This window comes from Bradyrhizobium sp. NC92, assembly GCF_025200865.1.
Lineage (GTDB): Bacteria > Pseudomonadota > Alphaproteobacteria > Rhizobiales > Xanthobacteraceae > Bradyrhizobium.
In genome coordinates, this window is the sequence record NZ_CP104171.1 from 904,088 (window position 1) to 929,893 (window position 25,806).

The 25,806-nt window shown below is 60.2% G+C and carries 21 protein-coding genes and 1 pseudogene; 8 read left to right on the forward strand and 14 right to left on the reverse strand.

Annotated features, from left to right (window positions below; all coding sequences use genetic code 11):
• Positions 1–185: 185 nt before the first annotated feature.
• On the reverse strand, positions 186–2,135 hold the full coding sequence (locus N2602_RS04245) for a LuxR C-terminal-related transcriptional regulator (RefSeq protein ID WP_260381864.1): 1,950 nt from the start codon (positions 2,133–2,135) through the stop codon (positions 186–188).
• 464 nt (positions 2,136–2,599) lie between these two features.
• On the opposite strand from N2602_RS04245, the gene N2602_RS04250 reads away from it, so the two are divergent.
• Positions 2,600–2,893, forward strand: a complete 294-nt coding sequence (locus N2602_RS04250; protein ID WP_157283331.1) for a DUF718 domain-containing protein — start codon at positions 2,600–2,602, stop codon at positions 2,891–2,893.
• Between the two features lie 158 nt (positions 2,894–3,051).
• On the opposite strand, the gene N2602_RS04255 is transcribed toward N2602_RS04250, so the two are convergent.
• Complete coding sequence (locus tag N2602_RS04255; RefSeq protein ID WP_172786743.1) at positions 3,052–3,654, reverse strand: PAS domain-containing protein; 603 nt, start codon at positions 3,652–3,654, stop codon at positions 3,052–3,054.
• Between the two features lie 210 nt (positions 3,655–3,864).
• Here N2602_RS04255 and N2602_RS04260 point away from each other — a divergent pair, with 210 nt between their 5' ends.
• On the forward strand, positions 3,865–4,104 hold the full coding sequence (locus tag N2602_RS04260) for a hypothetical protein (protein ID WP_172786744.1): 240 nt from the start codon (positions 3,865–3,867) through the stop codon (positions 4,102–4,104).
• A gap of 432 nt (positions 4,105–4,536) precedes the next feature.
• Here the strand turns inward: N2602_RS04260 and N2602_RS04265 are convergent, their stop codons facing one another.
• The 4 genes from N2602_RS04265 to N2602_RS04280 all read right to left on the reverse strand — a co-directional run bounded on the left by N2602_RS04265 (position 4,537) and on the right by N2602_RS04280 (position 8,969).
• On the reverse strand, positions 4,537–4,758 hold the full coding sequence (locus N2602_RS04265; RefSeq protein ID WP_172786745.1) for a hypothetical protein: 222 nt from the start codon (positions 4,756–4,758) through the stop codon (positions 4,537–4,539).
• A gap of 232 nt (positions 4,759–4,990) precedes the next feature.
• On the reverse strand, positions 4,991–6,037 hold the full coding sequence (locus tag N2602_RS04270) for a lytic transglycosylase domain-containing protein (protein ID WP_260381865.1): 1,047 nt from the start codon (positions 6,035–6,037) through the stop codon (positions 4,991–4,993).
• Between the two features lie 295 nt (positions 6,038–6,332).
• Positions 6,333–8,357 (reverse strand): GAF domain-containing protein, encoded by a 2,025-nt coding sequence (locus N2602_RS04275; RefSeq protein ID WP_260381866.1) that lies wholly within the window; start codon positions 8,355–8,357, stop codon positions 6,333–6,335.
• 225 nt (positions 8,358–8,582) lie between these two features.
• A complete protein-coding gene (locus N2602_RS04280) occupies positions 8,583–8,969 on the reverse strand; it encodes a nuclear transport factor 2 family protein (RefSeq protein WP_036035076.1) in 387 nt (128 codons plus the stop codon).
• Positions 8,970–9,833: 864 nt separating this feature from the next.
• Here N2602_RS04280 and N2602_RS04285 point away from each other — a divergent pair.
• Complete coding sequence (locus tag N2602_RS04285) at positions 9,834–10,967, forward strand: helix-turn-helix transcriptional regulator (RefSeq protein WP_172786748.1); 1,134 nt, start codon at positions 9,834–9,836, stop codon at positions 10,965–10,967.
• Positions 10,968–11,355: 388 nt separating this feature from the next.
• Entirely contained in the window at positions 11,356–14,235 is a 2,880-nt protein-coding gene (locus N2602_RS04290; protein WP_260381867.1) for an FG-GAP-like repeat-containing protein, read from the forward strand.
• Positions 14,236–14,394: 159 nt separating this feature from the next.
• Here the strand turns inward: N2602_RS04290 and N2602_RS04295 are convergent.
• Positions 14,395–14,490 (reverse strand): annotated as a pseudogene (locus N2602_RS04295) (DUF599 domain-containing protein); the annotation flags it as partial.
• 635 nt (positions 14,491–15,125) lie between these two features.
• Here N2602_RS04295 and N2602_RS04300 point away from each other — a divergent pair.
• Entirely contained in the window at positions 15,126–15,407 is a 282-nt protein-coding gene (locus N2602_RS04300) for a hypothetical protein (protein ID WP_172785216.1), read from the forward strand.
• An 812-nt stretch (positions 15,408–16,219) separates the two neighbouring features.
• Entirely contained in the window at positions 16,220–16,741 is a 522-nt protein-coding gene (locus tag N2602_RS04305) for a DUF4188 domain-containing protein (protein WP_260381868.1), read from the forward strand.
• Positions 16,742–17,370: 629 nt separating this feature from the next.
• On the opposite strand, the gene N2602_RS04310 is transcribed toward N2602_RS04305, so the two are convergent.
• From N2602_RS04310 to N2602_RS04330, 5 genes are all read right to left on the reverse strand, one after another.
• Positions 17,371–18,756 carry a TAXI family TRAP transporter solute-binding subunit gene (locus tag N2602_RS04310; protein WP_212259559.1) on the reverse strand — a complete coding sequence of 462 codons (1,386 nt, stop codon included), beginning with the start codon at positions 18,754–18,756 and terminating at the stop codon, positions 17,371–17,373.
• Positions 18,757–18,933: 177 nt separating this feature from the next.
• Positions 18,934–19,452: a hypothetical protein gene (locus tag N2602_RS04315; protein ID WP_246571939.1), complete on the reverse strand. Its 519-nt coding sequence runs from the start codon at positions 19,450–19,452 to the stop codon at positions 18,934–18,936.
• 275 nt (positions 19,453–19,727) lie between these two features.
• Positions 19,728–20,243 (reverse strand): Spy/CpxP family protein refolding chaperone, encoded by a 516-nt coding sequence (locus tag N2602_RS04320; protein WP_172785213.1) that lies wholly within the window; start codon positions 20,241–20,243, stop codon positions 19,728–19,730.
• Positions 20,244–20,512: 269 nt separating this feature from the next.
• On the reverse strand, positions 20,513–21,268 hold the full coding sequence (locus N2602_RS04325) for an outer membrane protein (protein WP_212259558.1): 756 nt from the start codon (positions 21,266–21,268) through the stop codon (positions 20,513–20,515).
• A gap of 165 nt (positions 21,269–21,433) precedes the next feature.
• Positions 21,434–21,703 carry a hypothetical protein gene (locus N2602_RS04330; protein WP_260381869.1) on the reverse strand — a complete coding sequence of 90 codons (270 nt, stop codon included), beginning with the start codon at positions 21,701–21,703 and terminating at the stop codon, positions 21,434–21,436.
• Between the two features lie 269 nt (positions 21,704–21,972).
• On the opposite strand from N2602_RS04330, the gene N2602_RS04335 reads away from it, so the two are divergent.
• The gene (locus tag N2602_RS04335; protein ID WP_260381870.1) at positions 21,973–22,311 is read left to right on the forward strand and encodes a hypothetical protein; all 339 of its coding nucleotides are present in this window, start codon (positions 21,973–21,975) and stop codon (positions 22,309–22,311) included.
• Positions 22,312–22,336: 25 nt separating this feature from the next.
• On the opposite strand, the gene N2602_RS04340 is transcribed toward N2602_RS04335, so the two are convergent.
• Positions 22,337–22,822, reverse strand: coding sequence for a hypothetical protein (locus tag N2602_RS04340; protein ID WP_260381871.1), 486 nt, complete (start codon positions 22,820–22,822; stop codon positions 22,337–22,339).
• Positions 22,823–23,201: 379 nt separating this feature from the next.
• Between N2602_RS04340 and N2602_RS04345 the strand changes: the two genes are divergently transcribed.
• Positions 23,202–23,459, forward strand: coding sequence for a hypothetical protein (locus N2602_RS04345; protein WP_260381872.1), 258 nt, complete (start codon positions 23,202–23,204; stop codon positions 23,457–23,459).
• A gap of 768 nt (positions 23,460–24,227) precedes the next feature.
• On the opposite strand, the gene N2602_RS04350 is transcribed toward N2602_RS04345, so the two are convergent.
• Entirely contained in the window at positions 24,228–25,673 is a 1,446-nt protein-coding gene (locus N2602_RS04350) for an IS1182 family transposase (protein WP_260379597.1), read from the reverse strand.
• Between the last annotated feature and the right edge of the window lie 133 nt (positions 25,674–25,806).

Sequence of the window (25,806 nt, forward strand, 5' to 3'; positions counted from 1 at the left end):
GGTGGGTTGAGCCCTTACGAAACCCATCAAGCCTCGCGACAGGCGGAGGAATTGACAGGTTTCGCTGGCGCTCTACCCATCCTCCGGGCTCGCGCTGCGCGCGCGGGGCCGGAATTTCGTGAATGGAACTTCGAGGCTTCTGTTGAATGTCCGCACCGATGCCGGTGCGCGAGGCGTCGAACCAGCTACACAAAGAAGTCATGCGTCGGATGGTGCTCGACGCCTCGTGTGTGATCAACTGCGCTTTGCTCCGCGCGCGACGGGCCAATCAGGTCTGCATCCGGGATCAGCGCCAGATCAGCATATCCGCCTCGGTGCGGACCATGGTCAGCCGTGTCGGTGCCGTAGCCATTCGCACGATGATCCGAATCCTTGGCCCATGGCATATCGTTCTTGAAATGGAAGGAATCTCCGGCCCTGGGCGAGGCAGCCGCTTGTGCCGGACCGGCGTCATGCTCCGCTTGATCGTTGCCGCGAGCCTTTTGGCTCGGCTCGGCATGCAGCTTCGTGGAAGCGTCTGAATGGGTCTGTTGCGAGTCACGTTGCGACTGGCCGGGATTGGCGTGGCTTCCCGGTCCATCATTCTTGACATGCTGCTCGGCAGCTGCGGAACCGTCCTTCGAAGCGTGACGCAGTTGCCCAGGATTGGAGTCGTGTCCGGTTGGATCCTGCTTGTCGGCTGCTGCGCCGTTCTCCGAAGCATGCAAGTCACGCTGCGATTGCCTGTGACTTGGATCGTGACCCGGTGGCTCGTGCTCGGCATGCGGCTTGCCTGCTGCTGCGCCGTCTTCCGAAACGTGCAACTCGCGTTGCGATTGTTCATGATCGCGTGAGTCTGCTGCGGCCGCCTGCTCGACGCCGCCATGATCACTCAGTGCGTCGACGGCACCGGATCCGATGTGAGGGTTATCGCTGCCGCGGAAGCTGTCCTCGCGCGCGGCCGCATCGATGGTCTGAACTTCGTCGGCTCTGGCCATGGCATCGCCTGAGGCAGCCTCGAAGGCGAATGATTCATGGTGTCTGTCGGAATCGAACCAGGGCAGGCTGTCGAAGCCGTTGAAGTCGGGCCTGCCGGGACTATTGAGGGCGACCAACTCGCTGGGGGCGTTCGCGTCAGCCCACGCAAAGACATCGCTCGGGCTGTCCCAAACGGTGGACGCCTGGGCGTGACGGCTGAGGAGCTCGTAGATCGAGAGGCCGACCGCCGTCATCATGAACGCGCCGGCGCTGCTCAAGCCCGGCCTTGAAGGGTTGAGTGTCGGCACTGTGATCGTGCTGCCAGCAATATCGGCTCGGGATTCGATGAGCTTGCTCGCCCGCATCGGCATCTCAGCCAGCGAATTCTCGACCCGGACGGCTTTGGCCGTTTTGCCCGAAGCAGCGTTCGCCTTGTGGGGAGCAATCTTGATGGTCACGACCGCGCCGGTGCCGTCGGCGGTCATGATCGTGACGTTATCGGCATCCGCATGGTCGACTGCGGTCGCGTTTGCGGATTGAATGTCGTCGAGCACGGCCCAAATCAGAGCTGCAAGCACGCCGACGCCGCCGTAAAGGCGCGACAGGGCGAACCTTGCGAGTTCCGTCCGGTTCTTTATGCCAAGCTGCGCAGATATCTCTTCGATTCGCGCCTCAACTCGGGCTGGGGCGACCTTGATCTGGCGCGCAATCTGCTTGTTCGACATGCCGCTGGCGGCCAGTCGGATGATCTTGTGCTCCTGGTCCGTCAGTGCTTCGCCCAAGGCGCCATGACCGGTCCTGCGGGCTGCGGCCGGCGCCACCAGCCTCAACGACTGCAACAGGTTCTCCGGCTCTTCGCGCATCGGTATAGCAGCGCAGGCACCGGCAGCGATGGCCGCCGCGAGATCGCCACGGGCGATCGATGCGGTGTAGAAGACCAGCCGTGTGGCAAGGCTTTCGGCATTGACGGCGGCGAGCATTCCAGACGCCGTCACGTCGGAAAATCCGTCCTCGACGAGCGCGACATCCGGCGTCAACGTCCGGACGGCTTCGAGGCATTCGGCTCCATTGGTGCAGGATGCAACGATCTCGAAGTCACGCTCCGTCGCAAATAGCGACTCAAAACCCTGCAGGACGATCGGACGGCGATCTGCGATCACGAGTCGGATACGACGCATCTGGTCTGGCTCGCCTGGCTTCCCGCCTTGATTGGCTCAGCAAGGCGACCGGGTCTTGGCGGCGTCACCTTCAAGAGCACCGCAGCAACGCGGAGCACGTCGCTTGGTTCCGCAAGGTGTGAAGCCCAGGGATGCTGGCACCGGAAGCAGCGGAAGGGGCTCGTCCATCCTGCTACTTCCAATGCTGCCATTTTGCCCCTGTTCTGCCCGACGGTGCAACGGTTTCGTAAAATGAGCAGGACGCGCAGCAATCATTCGATCAGATCGTGCTTCGCGCGAGCGGCCAGGGCCGCGGCGGGAAGCCATCCCATCTCCTCCCGCACTAAGCCGTTGATTTTGCTGCATCCGGCTCCTGTGCAGAGGGTTGTTTTCGACTTTTTGTAACGGGGGTGCAAAAGTATCTGTCCGAACCCGATCTGGTCCGGCGCTCGCATTTTCATCCATTCATTTTTCGGAGACGCATCATGCAGGTTTACAATGTGGTCAAGTTCAAGGTGAAGCCCGGCGAGGAAGGCGCCTTCCTCGATGCGCACCGGGACGGCAAGGCCAAATGGCCGGGGCTGGAGCACGGCGTCATCATCAGGACCGGTGATCAGACTTTCTGCCTCATCGGCACGTGGTCCAGCCAGGATGCGCTGGTGGCGGCACGCTCCGCGATGATCAAGACCCTCGACAGCTTCAGGTCCGTGCTCGAGGACCAGGGCAATGGACGCGGTGTGACGGACGCGGTGTCGGGCGAGGTCGTGCTCGCGCTGTAGCCGGCGAGCAGCCCCGCGACTTCGTCACCCGCAAACCCTTGGTCGTGAACCGCTGCGTCTTGCCGCCGGGGCGAATCGGACGCCTGGTGCCGGCGGCCTTGCCGGTGCCGGGCGCTGGTGCGCAGCGACCAACTGGTGGGACTGCGAGCCGGGGGGTTTTAGCTTCTGGCTTTCATGCCTGCGCGGCATGCCAGAATGCTCTCGTGAGTCTGCCTCACCAGCTCTCGCGCTTCCCAAATCGCCTCGTCGGCCCGTTGCAAGACATCCTCTGACGAGCGGGATGACGAAGGCAGCGGCAATTTCTTTCTGCGCAAGACGGAAGCGGTCGCGTCGGCAACATGATGAACCAGCGCGACTGTTGATCCCTTGTCATCGAGGACTGACCAATTCTTCGGGTACCAATAACGTACCTGCCATGGTCGTCCATCGGGTTGGATGTCATAGCGCTGCAGAGGCATAACGTGTCCCCGCCCTGTGTGCAGCACGGTCTCGAACGACGCGCTCAGATTGCGAACGCCATCCGCCCCCGCACAAAGTGGGTTGTCCGGAAACGCCTCGAACATGTCCAGACCTGCCAGCGTCTCCCGCGAGCGCGAGACCTCGCGGAGGTAGCTCTCGTTGGCGTCGACTATTCTCAAGTCCGGCGCAAGGACCAATATCGGAAGAGGCGAATGCTCGAACAGCCGCCGCCACACGTTCTGTGCTTCGGCCATCACAGCAGCGGGCGACCGGAAGTTCGGTTGGCGAGTGGCGATCGTCATGTCTCGACCCGTTATTCAGCGCGTCTTGCCGCTTGGCTCGGTGCGGGCAACCTTGTTTGTATCGAAAATAGGCGTTCGCAAGCCTTTTTGGAACATGGAACCGATTGCGCGCTTCCCCCGGCTTGGCGGGCGACCTCTACTAGGGGGAAATGGTCGCTTCGGGAACTTCGGCCGTTCGATTTCACTTTCCTAACAGATTGGGAGAATGGCATGTCCTTGGACCGCAACGCCGAGGTTCAGCATCTTGCAGAGGCTGATCGTCACGTCGCCGTCGCAGAACGGTCCATCGGACATCAGCTGATCGAGATAGAGCGGCTACGCGAAGGTGGTCACAACACGGAGTTGGCGGAGCAAATGCTGGAAACTTTCCGCCGTACTCTCCAAGAGATGCAGGAGTACAGGAAGCACATCATCAGGACCATTGAGGGTATTGACGCTGGAGAGCTCTAGGTTCTGCAGGTAATCCCAGGAACACGCGCCGGGAACCTATCCGGAGCCAAGCGGCGTTTCAGGTGTTCCCGAGCCAGTGCGATGAGGTTCGACCGCTCGGATCGCGATGCTTGCAACTTTCCACTTGCCTGCCAGCGAAGGAGGCCACCACTTGAAGCGGCCTGCCTTGCTTCCTGGACAGCTCGTCCGCAATCCGGCTTGGTGGATACAATGAAGCTGCTGGTCTAGCTTCCTTGCCTTTTCCATCGCTGCGTACAGCTCATCGACGAGCCGTTCGCTCGCTGCAATCGCCGTGTCCGCCCGCTGAAGAAGTTCGTCCTGCATCGGACTATAACGCCGCACGACCTCGGCTTGTTCTGCAGAACAGTCCGCGCGAAAGCCAAGAAACGAAACTTAGGGCCGTGCCAAAGTTCTGCGGCGGTCAGCCCGCGACTATCGCCGCGCGGCGTGAAGGAAACGGTCAGCAGGCGCGCCGACGCCGTCGATTTGATGACGCTCCCGTTCGCGCAATTCATCGACGAGACGTTCGAGGTAGGACGGCAGTGGCGAGGCTTCGTGAAGTAAATGCTGTTGCAACCTGTCGCCCACCTCGTCGCAGATCGACCGGGCAGTCTTACGGTCGATGTGGTCCGATATTCGGTTGGCTGGTTCCATATCGAGACCTTTCGATTAGGCCCCACGATTAACTTAAGTTAGTGGAGTGAAAAATGTTTCGCGAAATTTCCGAAGCAGCCGGTGGTTCCCTCAAACGGAACACTTGGCCTCGCCGAGGCGGCGCAGCCTCATAAGGCCGCCAAAGCGCCGCCCCTTCGCGATGTACGCGGCAGACTTGTTGCCACCGTCAGCGCTGGTGTCTGCAACCCGTCAAGTTAGTGAAGCTTTTAAATTATTGGGGTGCCGCCGCCGCAGCAGTCGCCACGTATTTCGTGTAGAATTCGGCGACCCGGCCGCGCCACATGCCGACGAACGCCTCTGACGTCACGTTGTCGACCGATTTCCAGCTGCGCTTGAAGGCCGGAAGTGCATTGCCCCAGATCGCGCGTTTGCACCACCGCTCACCCTTCTCCTTGCCTTCGCTGCTGGCGCACATGGATTTCCAGGCGAGGCGAGCGGGCTTGCTGATGTGCTCGGCGGCGCCTTCCCAGCCCTGCTGATGGATCAGGTAGAGATCGCTCATGTCCGGCTTGCGGCGCGTGATCCACTCGAACTGGACGCCCTCGGTAATGATTTTGTAGGCGGCCGCAACGGCGTTGTCCCGCGGACTGCGAATCTGCCCGAAGCCGAATTTGCCGAACTCGTAATGGCTCAGCTGAAACAGCCCGATATACGACCCGGTGCGTTGATTGGGGTTGAAGCCGGATTCGATCTTGGCAACCGCCATCATGAAATTGAAATCGAGACCAAACGCGTCGGAAGCGCGCTTGATCTCCTCAGTCGGCGTTCCGACCGGAATGTCCTTGAACGCACGCAGGACGATCTCCGCCGGTTTCTCGGCGGGCGGCAGTTCGGACCAGACGTAGTAGACCAGATAACGGAAATCTGGCGTCGACGCCGCTTTCGGAGCAGCGTTGGACGCCTCGCGTTCCGGCGGCAGCGGTTGGACGACATCCTGTCCCAACGACGCCAATTTCGGCGCGACGGGTTCGTCGACGATCTCGGCTTCGGTGCGTGGCGGCCCGGAATCTGCTGACGTCACCGCGCCCAGCTCTGCGCTTTCTGCCCGAAGCGCTGCCGCGAGTCTGGCGGATGCCTCAGCGTACACCGCAGGCGCCACCACGTTCGCAGGAGCCGCTATGCGCGCTGCAGCCGGTATGCTCGCTGCCGCTTCCGGCATGACATCCGGCAATGTCGCGGCCGGTCTGTTACCGGCGGCCAGATAGAGTCCCGCGGATGCGACAACAGCCACGATGCAGCTGGTCTGCCAGACCTTCATTGCCCGAAGTCCACCGATGGCTTCCGTATGAAGGCTGTTGGCATGGTCCTGCGGCCTGTGGGTCAGTACTCTTCGTAGAATCTTAAGGTTTAAATGTGGTGAACGAGGGCAGGCTTTCGGCTCGCAACTCGATCTGTCCCCCTTTGGGTCACCGGCGACCGCTGGCGGGAGACGCTCGTAGGGTCGGCCAGGGGTCAAGCGTGTCGTTTCGGGCGGGCCTCAAGCATTTCCGATCTGGCTTCAAGTGCGGACGTTCCGGCCGAGACCGCGGTCGTCGCCTTCGGGCCAAAAGAGGTCATCGCGGCAGCGTGATGATGAGCTCGGTAAACACACCCAGCTCGCTCTGGACATCGATGGTTCCGCCGTGTTGTTTGACAATGATGTCATGGGTCATCGACAGACCGAGCCCCGTGCCTTCACCAGCTGGCTTGGTAGTAAAGAAGGGATTGAACATTTTTTTCTTCACCTCGATCGGAATCCCGGTGCCGTTGTCGCGGATGCGAATTTCGACCTTATCGTCAAGGTTGTTCGTGGTCGCACTCAGCACAGGCTCAAAGGTCTCGTCTCCCGCCTCGGACTTGCGCCTGGTCGCGGCATAGAAGCCGTTGGAGATCACGTTGAGCAGCGCGCGCGTGATCTCCTGCGGATATACCTCGATTTCGCCTGCGTCGGGATCGAGGTTCTGCGTGAGCGTGATGTTGAAGTCGGACTTCTCTGCGCGCGCGCCATGGTAGGCGAGATTGAGACTCTCCTGGACCAGGGCGTTGATGTCGACGAGGCGACGCTCGCCCGGTCCCTCGCGTGAGTGCAGCAGCATGTTCTTGACGATGGAATCGGCCCGCTTGCCGTGCTGCACGACCTTTTCGAGGTTGCTCTTCAAAAGCGCCGTCAGCTCGTCGACTTCGGTGCGGATCTTGTCGGCGAGTTCGGCGGGCTTGAGGGCCTCGTTCAACTCCTCGGTCAACGCCGCTGAAAGGGTTGCGAAATTATTGACGAAGTTGAGCGGGTTCTTGATCTCGTGCGCAATGCCCGCGGTGAGCTGGCCGAGCGAGGCAAGCTTTTCGGTCTGCACCAGGCGGTCCTGTGCGGTGCGGAGGTCGTCGAGGGATTGCGAGAGATCGTCGGTTCGCTGCCGCAGCTCCATGGGCAGTCGTGTGTTTTCGATGGCGATCACCGCTTGTGCCGCAAAATGTTCCAGCAACTCGACCTGCTTGTCGCTGAACTCTTGCACTTCCTTGCGGTAGACAGCAAAGCCACCGACAAGCTCGCTCTCCTTGAGCATCGGCACAATCAGAACGGTGCGGGCTGCGGCGACCTTGTAGATCAGATCGTCGGGATGCTCTGTGGCGATATCGGCAATGTGAACCAGCGCCTTGGTCTCGACGAGGCGCCCCAGCGAGGGCGCCCCATCAAACGGCGCGATGAAGTGTGGCGGCGTTTCCTGGTCGGGCGCGTACAATTGCGGCACGTTTTGCGCGGCCATTCGCGCCACCCGCCGCAACCTGTCGCCTTCGTATAGGAGCAGCGTCCCAAAACTGGCACGGCAGATGCGCACGGCATTTTCCAGCATGGCCTCGAACACCGGCCCAAGTCCGCCAGGCGAACTGGATATGACTTGTAGCACTTCCGACGTCGCGGTTTGCCGCTCCAGCGCTTCCCTCGCTTCATTGAACAATCGCGCGTTCTCGATCGCAATCACCGCCTGGTCGGCGAAGGTCTGTAGCAATTGCACGTGATGGTCGGCGAATGAACCGGTTTCGACTCGCGTCACGGTGATCAAGCCGATAGGCACCCCATTGCTCATCAACGGCGTGAACAACATGCTGCGAAAGCCGCGCAATCGCGCCAAATCCCTGGCCAGTATGTTTGGCGAGGATTCGGTATCGACAATCTGCATTGGTTTGCCATCACGCAGCAACTCGAAGGGCGCCGCAGACGTTGTGAGATGCCGCGGGAACGAAGCTCGCAATGCTTCGTCAGCGACCGGATTTGTCGGCGTGAACGCCTCTAGGTGCTGCATGCCGTCGATATAGCGAAACACTGCCGTAGAGAAACCGCCAATCAGCCTGTTGGCGCTGATCGCAATCGCCTCGAATACCGGATGTACATCGTCGGGCGAACTTGCGATGACCTTCAATATTTGGGCCGTCGCCGCCTGCTGCTCGCGGGCCTCCTTCAGGTCTTTGCTCAGACCGGCGACCGAACGACGATTCGCTCGGCTGGCCGCTGGCGCAATGCGGCGCTTGCTCTTGGTGGTCTTGCTGCCCTTGCGGGTCTTCGCCTGGCTCGTCTTGCTGCCCGTTCTTGATGGCCGCGCCATATCCGTCCCCAAAGGGTCAAGAAGGGTATCTTATCGGTCCAAACCATCATTCAGGAAGGGCCGGGATAGCCTGAATCGCATGTCACCGGGCCGGGCTGATGTCCGAGAAGGGTCATGAGCGCCGTTTTGACCAGCGGTCGAGCGCTTCCGGTTTACCTCCGACTCCGGACAACTCGCGGCTACGCCCTAATGGAAGCGATGGGCCACATTCGGACATGTGCGTCGTCAGGCTGACGAAGGTCCTTCAACAATCTTCCAATACGAGTCCTTGCGGATCACCTCGTCCGCGCGAAAAGTGTAAAAGTCACATCCTCGGACCTCGATCTTTTTTCCTTCGCCTGTCGTGCCCGTCAGCGTCCATTTTGAAATGCCCGTGTTTGCCATCGTATCCACAAAATGCTCGGCGTCGCCGTAGTGAACATCCGGTAAGCCTTCAAAGCGCGTCGCGAGCCCGTCTCGTACGTTGCGTTTGCCCTCGAAGCGGGAGCCCCAAGGCTTGCTTCCCCTCGGCATCTCCAAGACACAATCGTCGGCAAAGAACTCCATGATGGAATCCAAGTCGTGCGCGTTGAACGCTTCACACAGCGCCGTCAATTTCGATCGAATGTCCATCCTTCCCTCCATCGAGTTCTCGGAAGGGATACAATAACACAAGGGCACACAGGTGAGTTGAAGGGCCGATTAGACGTCTGGTCGATGTCGCCTTCGGGTCGAAAGCGCCGTTTTGACCAGCGGTCGGGCGCATCCGGTTTATCCCCGACTTCGGACAACTCGCCGCTACTTGGAAGCGGTGGGCCAGGAGGAGACATCCTGTGAGAAGTGGGTGGCGCCAAGGCATTCAGCGGAAGCGCTCGCAGATGCCCTGAAAGGAACTGGAGGGCAGGTGTCGGGACGGTTGAGCAGCGCGCCGTTTTTCAGCCGGTGCTGTTTGCAGCCTTGTGATCATCTCGATCTCGCAGTTGATCGCAGGATCGTACACGCTCGAAGCCATGCATCGGTCTTCCGTTCATGGTCGCTGGCATATGGATCGGCTCTAGGCTGTACGGAACAATCAACGATGAGATGTTCCGAAAGACTGTATTGGCATTGGGGGAATCCATTAGCATCGCATTAGCCCGCCTCCTACTTCTCGCCATGTCAGCCAAGAGCGCGCTGGAAGCCTGCCAGCCCTACAAGATGCTGCCGGCGGAGAATTATGAGGAATGGAAGGTGCTCGACCTGTCGTTCCCCCCGCGGGAGCGGGTCGTAGAGCTGCTGTCCGCGCTAGCTTTCGTGAGAAAAAGCGGGAGTTGTTCTCCCTGCCTGCCGTGCGTCAAATAACGTCCATTGATGTTGAGTAGGGCTTCGCGCACAAAGGACGTCTGCCCGAGAAAGGTCACCGTTTCTCACAGTATTAATGCGGGGTTGTTGTTCCGCGGATAGTTTGATGCAGTTTTGAACAGGCTAGCAGCCAACACGACCGGACGCGAGGCAGGCATGCGTACCTCGTGGGACCTAACCGCAATACATGCAGCGATCACCCAGGCGGCGCTCGACCCGTCCTGCTGGACGCCGGCAATGGATAAAATTGCGGCGGCTGCCGGCGCTGTCGGCGCGGCGCTGATTCCGATCAAAACAAGCGACAGGCCCCTCGGCCTTACCTTCACGGCCGGCGTCGCGGAATTGATGGACCGGTACATCAAGGAAGGCTGGTACGAGCACGACGAGCGGAGTCGAGGCATTCCCAAACTGCTCTGCACCGGGATCATGGTGGATCAGGATCATACCTCGCCGGAGGAAATGCGTCGCTCACCATTCTACAACGACCTTCTCGGCAGATGTGGTTTTCGATGGTTCGCCGGCGTGGCGTTAGATGCGGGTGAGGACAATTGGTGTCTTGCAATTCAGCGCAGTCCCAAACAGGGGCCGTTTAGCCCAGCTGAGCAACGACGGCTTGTCGCTCTTCGCGCCCCCTTGACCAGCGCCGCCACTGTAGCACGCGAACTGGGGTTCGTGCGGGCGCTCGCGATCTCCGACGCTTTCGACATGATGGAAACGGCCGCGTTGCTGATCAACCAATACGGACGCGTCGTCAGGACGAACAAGGTGGCCGACAGCAAACTCGGCGATCACCTGCGTATCGTCGACGGGCACCTGATCACAGATGATCGGAATGCCGCGAGCGCGCTCAAGCGGCTGATCGAGCGCGCGCTGGAAAACGCCGACGCGGGCGCGACCATCATGCCGCCCGTTGCCATTGCGCGGCCCGGCCGCCGGCCGATGGCGGTCTACGCGGTGCCAACGAGCGGCGGCGTGGTCCGCGACGTGTTGGCCGTCGTGCGTGCAATTGTGGTTATCCGAGATCTGGAAGAATGCTCCATGCCGCCCGAAGCGCATCTAAGGAACTTGTTCGGCCTGACTTCTGCCGAAGCCAAACTTGCGACGCGCGTGGCATCGGGCGAACACCTCGAGCACGTTGCCGATGAAATCGGTGTTGCCTACCAAACGGCGCGCAATCAGATGCAGGCGATCTTCGCGAAAACGGACACGCACCGGCAGGCGGAAATCGTGGCGCTGTTCGCGCGCTTACACTGCGCTGGCCCTCACGCCATGGACGGCGGAGAGGCTTAGCTTCAAAGGACTGCGCACAGAATTTTTCCCGCTTTGATTTGCTTCAAACGGAGGCGTTGCGCAGAACGTGTGGGCTGCTGAGGAAATTTTGCAACGCATAGTACATTTGCATCATGACTGCGGGAGAGAGCACAGTTACCAACGCAGGCAATATTTGCCACCTGCTGCCCGTAAATCGGCGACGTGCCGAACTCACCGTTTCTTGTAAGCGGCAGCGCTAGTGCCATCGGCAGGCCCTTTCACTTCCGCCTTACCGGCGGCTCCATATTCGTTCCGGTCGCAGACCTCAATGGGGCGACAAATTGGATCTTGGACGCGCGGCATTGATCGCTTCGCGCAGTCTCACACGGAGAAGGCGAGACCCACAGCTTTATTAGCTGAAACCGCGGTGCTGGCCTTCATCGAATGCGCAATGCCCTGCATTGCCAAACCAAAGGAGGCGAAGATGCCAACCGAATTCCAGCAGACGACCTACGCGACCGGATCTGGACCCTATTCGGTTGCAAGTGGAGACTTGAATGGGGACGGCAACCTGGACATCGTCACCGCAAATGCCAACAATAACACCCTGTCGGTGCTGCTCAACAATGGCAGCGGCAGCTTCCTGACACAGACGACGTATGGAACGGGACCTGGACCTATCTCCGTTGCGATCGGCGACCTGAATGGTGACAGCAAGCTGGACCTTGCTGTTGCGAATGGTAATTCGTTTAGCACGGACAGTATCCTGCTCGGCAATGGCGACGGTACCTTCCAACCCCAGACAAGTGTCGAGGTCGGGGAATCTCACCAGGTGGTCATTGGCGACTTGAACGGGGACGGGAATCTGGATCTCGTCAACGCCAACAGCAACTCCGGTACGGTTTCGATATCGCTCGGCAACGGCAACGGGACATTTCAATTCCGGACCACTGAAGCGGTAGCGTCTGCTCCCGGGCCTATTTCGGTTGCGATCGGCGACGTGAATGGTGACGGCAAGCTGGACCTCGCCACCGCAGACTACAGTGTGAATACGGCGTCGGTGCTACTCGGCAACGGCGACGGCACTTTCCAAGCGGCGGCCAGCTATGCGGCGGGAAGCCAGCCTGGTCTAGTACAAGTCGCCGACCTGAATGGGGACGGTCGACAGGATATCGTGGTCGCAAGTCAAACCTCCAATAACCTCTCGGTGCTGCTCGGCAATGGCGACGGCACCTTCCTGCCGCAGACCAACTATGATGTCGGAGCCGGTCAAGGTTTCGTTCAGGTCGGCGATGTGAGTGGGGACGGCAAGCCGGATATCGTCGCGGTCGCAAATGGAGTGGCGGTGCTGCCCGGCAATGGTGACGGCACCTTCCAGCCGGTGACCACCTTTGCGGCGGGCTCTGGAACTTCCTCCGATGTGCTCGGCGATGTGAACGGCGACGGCAAGCTTGACATCATCGCTTCAAATTTCGGCGACAATACCGTATCTGTGCTGCTGAACACGACCAACAACGATCCGCCCGTCGTGACGGTGACCGCCACCACCAGCACCGCGACCGAAGGTAATGACGTGGTGTTCACGTTCCATCGCACCGGGAGTCTCAGCAGCTCGATGCAGTTGGACTTCGGCTACAATGGTTCGGCCACCAACGAGGTCGACTTTACGTGGGCCGGCAACAATGGTCTTCCGCCCCGATTTGAGGCCGGCTCGGACACCTACGAGCACCGCCTCACGACTTTCAGCGACGGGATGACCGAGGGATCCGAGTCCCTCGGGGTCTATCTTGTCAGCAACTACGGCTACACGGTTGGTGATCCCGGTACCGCAACAGCAACCCTCTACGACGAGGACACGACGGCGGATGAACCACCAACAGCGTCTGTGACGATCAACGACGGCGACGGCTTCATCAACGCTGGCGAGAGGTCGGCAGTTGGTTTCACGATTGTGGGTGTTGATCCTGATGCGGTTGCGATGGTGAGGTTCTCGGATGGCAATCCTCTCCACGATGTTGTTCGTGGACCTGGCGGCGATGGCTCTAGCGCGGTTGATCTGTCCGGGCTGACTGACGGCCCAATCACGGCGTCGATCTCTGTGACCGACACGGCTGGCAATACGGCTGCTGGCACCGGCGACACCTCCACGAAGGACACGACGGCCCCGGGAACGCCGACTCTGGCCCTGACGAACGATTCCGGCAGCTTGAACAGCGACAAGGTCACCAGGGATCCTTCCATCACCTATACGGCCTCGGCCGAGGGCGACACGCTGTTGTACAAGGCCGACGGTGCGACGAGCTTCTCGACAATCGCGCCGGTGTTTTTGACCAACGGCACGGCCGATGGTCCACACACCGTCTTTGTCCAAGAGCAGGACAGTGCGGGCAACGTCAGTGCGGCTGCGAGCCTGACGTTCAGGCTTGACACCATCGCGCCGGTTGCGCCTTCGCTCAAGCTGCACACGGACAGCGGCAGCTCGAGCACCGACAAGATCACCAACTCGGGCCTCGTCGACGTAACTGGCCTCGAGACAGGAGCGAATTGGCAATACAGCACCGACAACGGCGCGCACTGGCTCAACGGCACCGGCACGAGCCTGACGCTCACGGGTGATGGCCCCAAGAGCGTGATCGTCCACCAAACCGACGTGGCGGGTAACACGTCGAGCAATTCAACGGCGTTCGCCTTCACGCTCGACACGGCCCCGCCCGTGACCGCCATCGGCGATATATTGGTCACGACTTCAAAGGGAACAAACGCGACAATCAGCGGCACGTCGGAAGCAGGGAGCACGATAACGCTAATTAAGGACGGCACTTCCGTAAGTAGTACCACCCCCATCAAAGTGGACGGCAACGGACATTGGAATTTCACGATTTCAAAATTGTCGGATGTGGTTCATACGTTTTTGGCACGCGCAGTGGACGTGGCGGGTAATCAGGGCGGATTGAGCTCAGTCGCAGTGCTCGGCAGCTCGAGCGGCGACAAGATCACGGGCGCGGGTGCTGCTGATCTCATCGAGGGCCTCGGCGGCGCAGATCAGCTCACGGGAGGAGCTGGAACGGCGGACACGTTCGTTTTTCACGCCGGCTTCGGAAAGGATACGATCACCAGCTTCGATCTCACGAAGGACGTTTTGGCCCTCGATCATAACTTGTTTGCGAATGTCGACGCGATTCTGAAAGCAACCGCGGACGTAAAGGGCAATGCCGTGATCACTTACGATAGTGCCGATACGATAACTCTTGTCGGTATCACGAAGTCTGATCTAGTGAACCACGCGAGCGACTTTTACATCCTTTGATGTCGGCTTCGTGCGCGTTGAGCAAGCAGGATGCGCTCTACCGCTGTTTGACCCCGGCACAAAGGCGTGTCGGGGCCATTCAGGATCCACAGGCCGCGGATGCACGCCGCCACTATATTGTCCTCCGGCCCGAGTGCTCTTGCCGACAGGGGAGGCGCCTTCCGGTACCATCTCCGCCCACGCGCTCGACGCAAATTGCCGCCGCCACGTTACGATGACCACCGCTGCGGTCGTGACGAACAGCACCCAGGGGGCTCACGAAGGGCGCGGTCCAACGACAAACTGTCGACCTTTCGTCGTTTCCCGATTTGGTCGTGGTGTATCTCGGCATGCGCGTCAATGCGTGGACCGGGATAAGAACCTTGTTCGGCTTGGGTCCGCAGATTCAGGACGCAGTCGACAACAGGCCTGAAGGGCTTCTCCTGCATGAGAATTTCATCATGTCCTTGTTTCCATTGAGCCCGTTGCGAAATCCATCATGCTTGGCATAAGCGGGGAATTGATGGGTTTCGCTGGCGCTCTACCCATCCTCCGAGCTAGCACGGCCCATAAAGCGGAGCTTACGAAACCGCGCGTGAGCCACCAAACGCTTCCCCAAAAGCGACGAGATGAATTGCGAACTCGACAGCCTCGCGACCGCGCGCTGGTTCCGCAATCGCAAAATTCTCAGACTGCTCTTTTCGTCCCGTTAACCTACTTGCAGCCGGTTGAGGAACGGACCCACAAATCGTCGCTTCCTCTTGGACAAGAATCTTGTTGCAGAGCGTCCCTTTGCGGGCGCCGGGAATTCATGGAGGCGTGTATGCGAATGAAGCTTTTCTATGCAGCCACGGTCTGCGTTGCATTGTCCGCAGCAGCACCACTCGCGCAAGCCCAGGTGGGCGCGGGTGTTGGCGCCGGTGTTGGAGGTGTCGGTGCAGGTGCTGGTGCGGGAGTGGGTAGCGGTGGCGTCGGCGCCGGTGTTGGTGCCGGAGTTGGGGGCGTTGGCGCGGGTGCCGGCGCCGGAGTGGGCGATGGTGGCGTGGGTGCCGGCGTTGGCGCCGGAGCTGGCGGAATTGGCGCTACGGGGGGCGTGGGTGTCGGCGGAGGCGCGGCAGGAGCTGGCGCAGGTGCGAGTGTTGCAGGAGTTGGTGGGGCAGGCGCGGGAGTTGGTGTCGGTTCTAGCAGCGTAGGTACTGGGGGCCTCGGCACCGGCGGGCTTGGCACTGTTGGCATTGGTCCTGGTGCCGCGGGAGCCGTGGGCATTTCAAATAATGGCGTTGCCAATGGAAACAACAGCTCTGGATTGGCAGGCCTCAATCCTGCCAACGTCGGCACAGCCTTCGCGACATTGGAGGTCGCAGAGCAGCAGCGGGTGTTGCGTCGCTGTGCAGCTGTCCTGAAACAGCCGGATCACTACGACCGAGAAACACGGGCCGTTTGCCGTGTGATAGCCGCCAAGTGAAGTAAAGATTCCTTTGTCTTTTCGAGATTGGAGTCGACGGATAGACAAATAGAAAGAAGGCTCGGCGAGAGAACGCCGAGCCTTATCTTTAGGTCGAGCGATCTGTCTCACTGCAAGCTGACCTTCGCTCCCAACTCCTTTGGAGAACAAGACCCAGTCTCCGCGAGCACGCAAAAGCGTGGTGATAATAAGTCATGCGTCCGCCGGCTCTCGCGCTCCCGCACGCGCGGGGATTGCTCTGCCGCGAGGAGCGGACCTCCGTCAGACCCCACGTAACTTCGCAGATGGGCGGGAAGCCGACCTTGCTGACATCGCGGAACTCGCTTACCTTGCGTGATGTGATCTGCCTGACATGCGTTCGAACCGGATGGCCCTTATGCTCCGTCAGCACACGGTGCCGCCCCTGATCCAAATTCGTCGGCGGTTCGCAAGGTGCACGCGATGGCTTGCAGGAACTCTTCGGGTGCAACACGACCACCGTCGTCATAGGCGGAGCTCGCGGCCATCCATGGCGGACCCATCATGCGTCAGGAGGTCAGAATGAAGGGCGCAGTCCAACGACAAACTGTCGACCTTTCGTCGTTTCCCGATCTGGTCGTGATTTATCTCGGGATGCGCGTCAATGCGTGGACCGGGATAAGAACCTTGCTCGGCTTGGGTCCGCAGATTCAGGACGCAGTCGACAAGCGGCCTGAAGGGCTTCTCCTGCATGAGAATTTCATCATGTCCTTGTTTCCGTTGCACCTTGGCATGCGACAATATTGGCGCGACTTTGATGCGCTGGAGGCGTGGTCCCGTTCGATGCCGCACCGCCAATGGTGGCAGGATTTTTTGAAGTCATCGCGCGGCACTGGCTTCTGGCATGAAACTTACTTCATGCGGGGCGGTATGGAGGCCATCTACGATGACCTGCCGACGCCCATTGGCCTCGCACAGTTCGCGCCGCTGCAGCCCGCCCGCGGGCCAATGTTCTCCGCCCGCCACCGGGCCAGATTATCCGGCCAGTTGCTTCCCTCAGTGATCGAAGAGGCCCAATTTTACGGTGGGGACGGACCCGCGTAGTTTTCGCTCTCGATTCCAGTGATGTCTCGTTTGAGGCAAGCGCGTCGGTTTAGTCCGGCCGCGATGGCTTCCGGTCAGATCCGATGGCGGATGACCCGCCAGCCTTGCAAAGGCCTGCGATACCCGCTGCCCGCTTGACCCTAGCCACACCGCGCTCGAGGTGCTCGCTATGTTGGGGTCCGGCGAAACACACTGGCGACCTTCACTCGTACAGAGCGCAAACGCCACCCTGCCAACGCACACACCTGCGAACCGCTCGGCGGGTTTGACGGATGGTCGTCCTTGCCACACATACACCGTTGACTCGCGTCCTGCCCGGACCACAGGCGGCTGCGATTTGCGTAATCTCATCATTTTCGATCGAAGGGAGCGGTGCAGGCCCCATGGCGTGCGCCGATGTTAGAACCGACAAGGTGAAGCCGAGAACAGCGATCAATCGGATCATTCGATCCTCCCTTGGCACTGGCCCCGCTCGAAAAGCTGGCAGCATCGGTCGCTGAGAGGCTTGAGATAAGTCAAGGTTCGCGTCGCGGTGCGTGTGGCTCGGGGGCCATTGCTCCGGGGTACGCGATAGGCGGCGATCTGCGATACTCGCCCAGCCTGCCCAGATCACTCACCTGTCCCGTGCGCTAACTGTCCTTCGATACTGGCCCGAGCGCTGCCCGCTTCGCATTGTGCGCTTCCCCGGGAGGTCGCGCACCGAGTGCCGCGCGACGATCTTGTATGAGGTTCTCGAGCCGATGTGCGGCAACGTTTAGCGTGGCCGTATCGAGGGTGGATACGTCCGCATCTGCTCTGGCGCGTTGCGCGCTCAGTACCTGGTCGATCTCAGTCTCGATCTCCAACAAATTCGCTTCGTTCTCGGCGTGCCTTATTCGTCTCCCCAATGCATAGAGCAAATCCAGCGCGGGTTCTCTCGGCTTGAGATCGCCGGATCTAAGAAACTGCCATGCCGCCGCAAGGATCGTGGCAAGCGCGCCGAGCGCCATTGGCGCCAGGAAGATGGCGTTGCTCCACTTGTCCAGGAAAGTCAGTTGACTACCGTTGTAGAACTCTGCAGCGCCGGGGTGAACGGGGAGGTAGGCGCCGGCGTCAGTATCGGGCGCCTTGAACTGCGCGAGAACCGGCAGTTCGGCCAAAACGTCTCTGCGAGCGCGTGCAATGGCTTGCGTGAAGTCGGCGATCATATCGTTGTCAAGGCTCTTCTTGCCGACGATGTAGAAAGAAGCCTTCAAAGTGGTCACGTCGTCCTCAGGAACGGGAGGAGATCCGCGTAGTGTTCCCTTTGGGATGTCGAAGCTCTCGTAAGCGCGCTCCTTCTCGGCAATTGCACCGGCATTCTCGATCGGAATCAGGACCGGTGCGCTCTTCGGAGTCTGCGGGAATAGACCTCGCACCAATGATACGTACTTCTCGCTCAGCGGCGCTACCAGAAGGACGGCACGTATTTCCTTTGTGTCGAGGGTGCGGCGAACCTGGTCGAGCGCGACACTTTTGAAAGCAACGTTGGCGCGGTCGAGGTCATATGCCTTTGTCAATACGCTGACGATCTTCTCATTGGTCTCGCCCGCAACCACCCCTATTGTTGTGCGCTTTAGGCCAGCCATGTCCTTGATCGTGGATCCCGGCGGTGCAAACAGCAGCGCAACGGCCTCGGCGAGGACGACGATGGCTTGCGCTTGTGAAAGGTCGCCGACATCACCGCGGACCACAGCAAGGTCCGTCTTGCCGGAGGAAAACGCTTCCGCGGATTCAATTGGGCCGGTCGTCTCCACCACCTTCAGCCGGACCGGCGCGTTGTTGAGGACAAGCCTGCTCGCCAGCGCCGACACGATTTTGGGGGCGTCGCCGTCCAATGACCCAACCGCGATCGACAGCGTCACCGGTTGGACGTACCAGCGATACGCGAACAGGCTTGCGCCCGCGGCCAGCAGTGCTAGCGCCAGGACGACGACGATGCGAAGCCAGATCGGCAGTTTGGCACCGTCAATGCGAATTCTCGACAGATCATCCATAGTACCCGGCTGGCCTTTCGTCCCAACGGCAGGCCTTGCAGACTTCCGAGCACCGCCGATTGGTCAAGGTTAGCTACCCGAACAGCGGGACGACTCTCCACACCCACCCGAGTTGCATTTCTGCCACCAGGAGGCGGCTCTTGAGCCGCCCCCTCCAGCCTCATTCGCGCTCGAGTTTTACTGACAGACATGCATCAGGCCATCAGGGCCTTTGATCATGGTGCCGGGATCGCAGACAATGCCGCCGCGAGCCTTGTAGTCGGCCCATCCGCTAAAGCCATACCAGGGGCCATTCGCCGGGTAGGCCTTTTGGAGATAGTAGGGACTGGTTTCAATCGGACCGCCATAGTAGGCGTTGGCCGCCAATGCGCCGCTGCCCACGTATGGCCTGCCATAGTATCCGGTACCACCCCAGTTCCAGGGTTGGGTGGCCGCAACTGCGGCGGCGGTGCCAACCGCTGCAGCGCCTACGCCGGCGCCGACGACGCCCGCCCCGTATCCATATGCAGCCCGCCGGTTTTGTCGGCGTGCAACACCCGCAACGCTCACGGGTGTCAGGGGACGACCGACCCGTGCTTGTGCGCTATCGGTAGAAAGCGAAGCGCCGCCTTGCTCGGACCAACTGAAGGAGAGCAGCATCGCACAAGTGAACGTCGAGGCTGCTAATGCAACGTTTCGTACATTCATCTGCATCATGGACCTTACTCCACCGTTTCCTGCCCCGGTCCGATGATTCAACCTCCTCTTCGAAGCGTGCGTTGCGCTAGATCAACGGTTCCTCCGCTTGTTGTGTCTCAACGAGGCACCAACGCTGACGCACCAGGGGGACTTCCAATCATTGGCTTTTCAAGAGACCCATGACCGTAGACGTTGGCCCGGGGGTGTCGGCTTTGGCAAAGCGGACATCGCCCAGGCCTAAAGTCAGTTAGCCGCGCATGTTCAGACCATCACGCGGCAGGTCTGAATCAAATTCAGTCTTCGTCGTCGGCCTGCGCACGACGTCGCTCCACGACATCACTCATGTCGTGAAGTACAAGGACCGCGATAGCCCCCATGCGCTGCCTCTGTTCGGGATTGAGGGTCTTGTAAAGTGGCTGCCACGCCTCGGCGAGCTTATCCAAATCGGCTGATCGTTGCGCCAATGCCTCCGAGCGTCGTTGCAAGAAGGCGATGGGGTCACGATTGCGGATGGTTTCGACGGCATTTTGGTCGGTCCGTCGACCCACTGTTTCCGAAATCTTTGCAACCCGGGCCTTCCGGTCCTCCGCCCTGGCACGAATGGCGCTCTCGACAGGCGGCCAGAGTTTTTCCTGGTCAGGTGTCAGCTGCAAGGCGGCCTTGGTCAAATCGATCCGCATATCCATCAGTGTATTTCGGTCTACTGCGTTGAGCCGTTCTGGCGTTGTAGCGGAGGTAGCTTGCGCCCTGGCAATCGACGGTGCGGCAAGAAGGAGTGCAACTGTTCCGATCACTACGATCTTCATCATCGGCGACCTCCTTGGTAAGTGGCCCCCAGGCACCGCGCAAACAATCGTCGGCAGGACGATGCCGCGTTGATTCAAATCAAGAGATCTGGAGAAAGAATTGTGGCGCACAGGTCAGGCGCGAACTCCGACATGTCCGTTCTTGCGCCCCATTCGGACGCGCGGCCCTCAACCTTTCCATCGCAGCACAGCGCGACGCGGCGTTCGTCATACGAACAACAGAAGGCCCCGGGGGGAAACCCCGGGGCCTTCTGCCGGGTACCGCTCGTGGACTAGTAACGTGCTGCGACCGGGGCCGTGTAACCGCCGAAGCGATAGTTGAGCCGTAGGGTGATCATATCGACGTCCTGGCTGACCCCGCTGCCCGTAAGCGTCAAGCCTCCGGGCGTGACCACGCCGGCGAAGGTACCGTTGTCGCGCCCCATCCAGAGATGGTCGTATTCCACGCCGAACGACCAGTTCGGTGCAAAGCCATATTCCCAGCCGACACCAAGGGCACCGCCCCAGCGCGTGTGGCCAGCCGAGGCGAGGCCGACACCGGTGACGTTGTTGAAGATGTCAAAGCGATTGTGAGTGACGGCCGCGCCACCCTTCACGTAGAACAGCGACGCATTCCATGCCCAACCGAGTTGGCCCGTGAAAAGGCCGATGCCATCGGTTTTGCCCGTGGTCGAAATGAGCGGATCGACCAGGCTCACACGCGTTCTCTCAATGTCGGCCCAATCGCCCTGTGCTTCGAGGCCGAAGACGAATTGATTGGTCTGCCAGCGATAGCCGATCTGACCACCGATCAGACCACCGTTGCGATCAGCACAACCGGCCGCCACTGTCCCGGCGAGCGTCACGAAATCCACGCAGCTTTCGGCTCGTCCCCAACCGCCGTTAGCGCCGATGTAGAACCCGCTCCAGTTGTAGATCGTCACGACCGGTGCTGGTGGCGGGGCCTTGACGGCCATGTCGGCAGCCGATGCAGGGGCAGCCAGGCCCATGGATGCCACGCTGACAGCGGCTACCAGGAGTTTCCTCATGAGATTGTCTCCGTATCCCTTGTTGTTGATTGATAACGCTTGTGCACGTAATCGTGCATAAGTACTTCATAACAATCGCGAGTTTAGTCGTGACCGCCTTATGCCCATGTAATAAAATGGCAACACCCAAGCGATATCCGACACGGCGCGTGCGGGTCACAGCGCTCATTCGTTGTCAGGAAGCGGCGTGGATTCGACGGAATCCTCCTGCCCTTCGGAAAGCCACTGGTGAACTTGACTGGACGGGATATGCCGCCGCGGCAGATGCGGATTGATCGTTCCCGTTGATACAATCAGCCCTTCCTCGACCTTTGAGCGCGCAAAGATCTTGGCTTCGTCCTCGGTTGCGAATGTTCTGGTTTCGCGCGGGCTTCGCCTTCTTGCGCGCAGGATGCGCGGACGACTCTCAAAAGTGACATACCAGGTTGGCGTCATCTCACGGGGACTCCGAACGCGCAGTCTCGCGAAACTGGCCAACGAGCGCACTTGGTCTGCGGCGTGCTGCCGTGGACGCGCACTTGCCGGCGAACGCGCTCACGTGGACTTGCGCCCTCACGCGACTGATTCCGGCCTACGCCAATCCCGTGTGCCCGCTGCCGCTTTGATTTAGGTCAACGGTTACCCCGCACTGAATCGTTCGATTGGAAGTCGGTACTTCAGTCGCAAGGAGAAGGAGAATGATGCGACTAGGCGACGGAGCCAACATGAAAGCAGCTTCGTTAGGCCTACTCGGTCTTGGAATGCTTGGGCTTTCCGCTGAGGTGCTCGCCGCCCCGTGCTCGTCTTACTACATTTCGGAAGTCACGGTTGTATCGGCGATCGACACCGAGGCCGGGCGTGTGCAGACTTTCGTTGGATTTGGAGCATCAAGGGAGGAGGCCGAGAAGAACGCCTTGGGGTCCTGCTCGCACATTCAGCTCGACCTCCAGACATGCATCGATTCGGATCGCCTCCTCGCTCGTAATGCACCTTCGGATGAGCCTCTCGGTTCGCTTCACATGAAGTACGCGAAGGCGGTGAAGCGCATCACGGGCTGCGATTAGTTCGATCGCAAATCGGTCCCAGAGGTCATGGCGATTTCCCTTTCTGCCCTGCGACGATCGTGATCAGTCGCATGACATCATCGACACTTTCCCGCACACCCTGAAGCTTTCCACTCGCGAAACCAAGTTCGGCATTTGCGCCCGGAATTCGATCTTCAAACCTGACGGTCGTTACTTGTGACACGTTGATGTGGATGAGCTTGCCGTTCGGTTCAGTCAGTTTGATCCAGGACATTTCGCCGCGATGTAACGTCATGATCAACTGCATGACCTCATCGACATTCTCCCGGACGCCTTGAGATTTCCCACTTGCGAGACCTAGTTCGGCGTTAGCACCTGAAATATGCGTGTCAGATCGGACGAAGGTCACCAGCGCAATGTTGATGTGAACCGGCTTTCCACTAGGCTCGGTTAGTTCGAGAGAACCTAGCGGGTCCGACCGCTGCGCCCGGGCCGAGTGCGACCATGCTGCCGCGCCGCAGATCAAGCCAAGAAAATCCCGTCGCAGCATTCCGCGCCCCCAGGATCAGAATGCAACAATGTAGCCTGTCACGCCCAGCGGCAGGAAGATGTCGGAGTCGGAAGGCCTCGCCATTTTCGATAAATCCCCACCTTCCCCGCGGGCCATTTCCAGCATCCGGCATTGTCGCTTGGCCTGCCGAGGAGCAGGACAGCGCCGCGCGGTCTTCGTAATGGAAGTAGCCTCGGCTGCCCAGTGTGCACCGATGGGACAATATTTGTGTCTGTCCTTTCGCAAGTCTCCGACATCGCAAATCGGCCTCAGGGCTTGACCTGGATCAACGGCGGCTATGCGTCGGCAGCCTCACAATGTCAGGCGCTGATCGCAGCCGACGGCATGCGATCAAGCCTCGTGAGATCAGGAGGCGCCGATGCTGCAGTTTCCCCCTCTTACAAAACTTGCATTCTCGGGTCTCGCATGCAGCGCGTTGCTGGGAATTGCGGGCGCAACGTTCAGCAGCAAGCCGGCAGGTGCGGTCGTGTACTGCACGTACGTCGGCTATCCCGCCGGTTGCGTTGCGCGCGCGGGAGTGGTGCTGAGGCCCCGACCGGTGGCTCGCGCTGCGGTCCGTCATAATGTCGGTGGCAATGCAAATGGCGGCGTCAATCGCATTGGGGCTGGTCGCTAAGGTGAAGCAGGATGGTTGAGCGCAACTCGCGCTCAGGCCGAAGATGGCAGGGTCTTACGACGAGCAATCTGCTCCCGGAAGGGCCCGGCCTTTGTCAACGTGTCGCGCATTGAGCCCGAGTAGTTTGAGGGTGCGGAGCGACAGATGCCTTTGTTGGCCTATTTCCGCAACGTCGGCGCCGTGTTGCTCGCGCTGCTGTTGATCGCGGGTTTCTATCTGCCAACCTCGCCCGTCGCCCAAAGAGCGGCAGCTAGTCCGCCTGTCATACACATCCACTCGGAGCGGAAATTACCCGCGCTCGTCGTCTTCGACACAACACAGGCGAGTCTTGCGGCGCCGACACCTGCGCCATGGGACACGAACCCTCCGGCGCCGCCTGGCACTGTACCGGCCGGTCCTAGTAATGATGCCAGAGTGCGCGACGCATTTGCGCGGCTGCCTCTGCCCGGGTCGCATCGCGCAGCATCGCTTGAACAGCGGAAGCGACAACCGAGCAGGAAATATGCTGGAAGGCGGCATGCGGAGCCGCCGATCCTTCTGGCGGCGCGGCAAGGACCGGCCGCTTGGTTTGGCTTTAGATATTGGTGACGATCTGTCGCCGAGTCCGGTCCGCTTTGGGTCTTGGCTGTGTGCAAACGGATGGTCGGCACGCGGCCGTGGGTCGCCAATCATTGCAGGCGGCCGATGTTCTCGCGTCGGATCGTCCAATGACCGGCCAAAGTAGGTATCGCGACGCGGTATTGCGCTTTTGGACGCACTTTCCGGGCTTCAGGCGGCGCGGATGGCTGCAATCAGGCGCGGTTTGCCGACGATGTTCATCACCCGTGTGAGGTTATAGGCGAGAACATGCAGCGCCATTTCGGCGGCGACGTTCCGTAGGCGCTTCATCAGGAAGTGGGTCGCCCCCATACGGGCCTTGATCGTGCCGAAGGGATGCTCGACCGTCTCGCGCCGCCTCCGCATGGCGTCGGGGTCGGAATCGAGCCGTCTCTGGACCTCCTCGACCACATGCTCATGCTCCCAGCGTGTGATGCGGCGCTCCTTGGACGGCGTACATTGGCTCTTGATTGCGCAGCCTTGGCACGCTGCTGTCGACCAGTAACGGCGCAGCGTCATTCCATGCTCGATGTTGGTATAGCGATAGGGCAGCACCTGGCCGGACGGGCAGCGGTAGACGTCCTCGTCAGGTAGATAGGCGAAGTCCTGTTTGCCGAACCGACCCTCCGCCTTGGCGTTCGACGTCATGGGCTTGGGCAGCGTGACTGCAACGCCAGCCTCTTTGCAGGCCAATATCTCCTCTCCGTCGAAGTAGCCACGGTCGGCGACCGCCTCGAGTTTGTCCACTTCGAGCACTTCTTTGGCTTGCTTCGACATCCGAGCAAGCTGCCCACGGTCATTGCCGACGTTTATGACCTCATGCGTAACAATCAGATGGTGTTCGGTGTCCACCGCGACCTGGACATTGTAGCCGACGACACCCGATCCGCGTCCACTGGTGGCCATCGAACGGGCATCCGGATCGGTCAGCGATATCTGTTGATCCGGCGTCTTGCGCATCTGCGCATCGAGCACTTCCAGGCGGCCCATCTCCTGCTTCAGTCGAGCGATCTTTTCCTTAATCCTCGTTGTCTTGATGCTGATCGCTTCCGATGGCTCCTGCCGATCGGCGCTATCCAGTTGACGCAGATATCGCCCGACGCTTTCCTCGATCTGCGCCATCCGCCTCGCCATCTTGGCATGTGTGAAGTTGCGATCGCGGTTGTTCACTGCCTTGAACTTGCTGCCATCGATTGCGACGCTTGGGGTCTGCAACAGGCCCATTTGCCGGCATAGCGCAACGAACTTCGCACAAACCTTCCGAAGCGCCGCACCATTGTCCTTCCGGAAATCGGCGATCGTCTTATGATCGGGAGCCAGGCGGCCGATCAGCCACATCACCTCGATATTGCGGCACGCCTCACGTTCCAGGCGGCGACTGGATTGCACCCGATTGAGATAACCGTAGATGTAAAGCTTCAGAAGGACTGCCGGATGATAGGAAGGCCGGCCCGTCTCCTTGGCGATCACACGCTCAAATCCCATTCCATGCAGGTCGAGCGCCTCGACAAACACGTCGATCACATGGACCGCGTTGCCCTCGTCTACCCAATCCTCCAGACATTCCGGCAAGAGCGTCAGCTGGGATCTGTCCGCGCCTTCAACGAAGCGTCCCATCCGTATCCCCCCATTAGGAAACGGAGGAATCGTAACCGACTCGCGGCTTTTCACACAGCCAGGGTCAAAACGTGAAGAACTCAGGTTGAGCTAATCTGGTCCGCTCTGGTTCAATGAGCTGACTACCGACCGC